The sequence below is a fragment of the Bradyrhizobium oropedii genome, from assembly GCF_020889685.1.
GTDB lineage: Bacteria > Pseudomonadota > Alphaproteobacteria > Rhizobiales > Xanthobacteraceae > Bradyrhizobium > Bradyrhizobium oropedii.
Window position 1 is genome coordinate 1 of the sequence record NZ_JACMYO010000374.1, and the last position, 2,557, is coordinate 2,557.

Annotated in this window: 1 protein-coding gene and 1 pseudogene; both read left to right on the forward strand. The window is 68.3% G+C overall.

The features are described from left to right. Positions 1 to 1,350, forward strand: a 1,350-nt coding sequence (locus H8A95_RS42520; protein WP_229188385.1) for a chromosome segregation SMC family protein, incomplete at its 5' end; no start/stop codon positions are given. Positions 1,351 to 1,460: 110 nt separating this feature from the next. Then, positions 1,461 to 2,423, forward strand: a pseudogene (locus H8A95_RS42525) (small ribosomal subunit Rsm22 family protein); the annotation flags it as partial. Positions 2,424 to 2,557 lie beyond the last annotated feature (134 nt).

A 2,557-nucleotide genomic window follows, 5' to 3' on the forward strand; every position in this document is an offset into this window, starting at 1 on the left:
CGCAAATCGGCGCTGACCGAGGCGCACAGCCGCGTCGCCGCCGACCGCGCCGAGGCCGAAGCCGCCCATGAGAGCGCAGCTGCCGCGCTGTCCGAATTGCCGCCGGGTGTCGAGACCGAAGCCCAGCTCGCCGCGGTTCGCGCCGAGATCGACAATCAGCGCCGTGCCGCAGCACAAGTCCGCGCCGAAGCGCAGGCGCTCGCCCGCGAGGCCGAGCTCGCCGATCGCCGCGTGCAGGCGATCGTCGCCGAACGCAACGAGTGGCAGAGCCGCAAGACCAGCGCCGCCTCACAGGTCGGGACCATCGAGGAGCGTATCGCCGAGGTGTCGGCCGAGCGCGAGGAACTGGCCAACGCGCCGGAAGTGTTCGCCGAGAAGCGCAGCGCGCTGATCTCGGAGATCGAGCACGCCGAGGGCGATCGCCGCATCGCCGCCGACGCGCTGGCGACCGCGGAAGCCGCGATGGCGGAGACCGACCGCGTCGCCAAGGCCACGCTCGAAGCACTGTCGTCGTCCCGCGAAGCCACCGCGCGCGCCGAAGAGCGCATGGAAGGCACCCGCCGCCGTCTCGCCGACATCGAGCGCGAGATCCACGACATGCTCGAGGTCGAGCCGAGCGCGGTGGTCGGCATGGCCGAGATCGAGCCGGGCGCGGAGCTGCCGCCGGTCGGCCAGGTCGAGGAAGAGCTCGAGAAGCTGCGCCGCGACCGCGAGCGGCTCGGCGCGGTCAATCTGCGCGCCGAAGAAGAGTTGAAGGAAGTCGAGACCCAGCACACCGCGCTGACCACCGAACGCGACGATCTCGTCGAGGCGATCAAGCGGCTGCGCCAGGGCATCCAGAGCCTCAACCGCGAGGCGCGCGAGCGGCTGTTGACCTCGTTCGAAACCGTCAACAACCACTTCAAGCGGCTGTTCACCGAGCTGTTCGGCGGCGGCGAAGCCGCGCTGCATCTGATCGAGAGCGATGATCCGCTGGAAGCCGGCCTCGAGATCATCGCCAAGCCGCCGGGCAAGAAGCCGCAGACGCTGTCGCTGCTCTCGGGCGGTGAGCAGGCGCTGACTGCGCTCTCCCTGATCTTCGCGGTGTTCCTCACCAACCCGTCGCCGATCTGCGTGCTGGACGAAGTCGACGCGCCGCTCGACGACCACAACGTCGAACGGTTCTGCACCCTGCTGAACGAAATGACCGGCTCGACCGACACGCGATTCATCATCATCACGCACAATCCGATCACGATGGCGCGGATGAACCGGCTGTTCGGCGTCACCATGGCCGAGCGCGGCGTGTCGCAGCTGGTGTCGGTCGACCTGCAGGGCGCGGTCGATATCCTCGACCAGAACGTGGCTTAAGGTATCATGTCGTCATTCCGGGGCGGTGCGCAGCACCGAACCCGGAATCTCGAGATTCCGGATTCGGCGCTTTGCGCCGCTCCGGAATGGCGTGAAGATGACGGCAAGCCATGACTTCACCCGATCTCCCCGCCGAACTGCGCGCTGCGCTCAACGCAAAACTCGAAGGCCTGTCGCGCAGCGACGCCGCCGGCCGCGCGACCGTGATCTCGGAAACCTATCGTGCGGGCGGAGGCTCCGGGACGATCAGGACCGAGATCGATGCGCTGGCCTATGCGCTGGCGCGGATGCCGGCGACCTATGCCGCGGTGGTCGCAAGCCTGAATGCGCTGACCGAGATCCGGCCGGATTTTTCACCAACGAGCCTGCTCGATGTCGGCGCCGGACCGAGCACGGCGAGTTGGGCCGCAGCGGAAGTGTTCTCGTCGTTGCACGATTTCATCCTGCTCGATGCCAACACGGCCCTGCGCACGCTGGCGCTGGACCTCACGCGCAAGAGCGGCCGCCTGCGCGGCATCACCTATGAGCTTGGACAGGCCCGCACCTTCGTCGCGCATGCCGAGGCGGCCGACCTCGTGATCGCGAGCTACATGATCAACGAGCTCAACGAGACGGAGCGCACCGCGCTCATCGACGCAATGTGGGCCAGGACAAAGGACACGCTGCTGGTCGTCGAGCCCGGCACACCCGCGGGCTATGCGCGGATCATCGCGCTGCGCGCACAATTGATCGCCGCCGGCGCGCATGTCATTGCCCCCTGCCCGCATGACGGCGGCTGTCCCCTGGTTGCGCCCGACTGGTGCCATTTCTCGCAGCGCCTGCAACGCTCGCGCGCCCACAAGCAGGTCAAGGGCGCCGATGCCCCGTTCGAGGACGAGCGCTTCGCCTATGTCGCGCTGAGCCGCACCGAAGTCGCGGCGCGTCCGTCCCGCGTGTTGGCGCAGCCGGATGTCGGCAAGGTCGAGGTTGCCGCCAAGCTGTGCACGCCCGAGGGCGTCGCGGTCGCCAGGATCCCCCGCCGCACCAAGGCCGATTACGCCAGCGCCCGGCGCTGGCGCTGGGGCGATGCGCTCAACAACCTACGTCTCCCGGCGAAAGCCGGGACCCATAACCACCGATCTCAATTGGGAAGCAAAGCCGACGCCGCTTGTGCCCTTTCCACGGGCCGCGGCGTATGGGTCTCCCGGCCCCCGTGCGCAATCGCGCA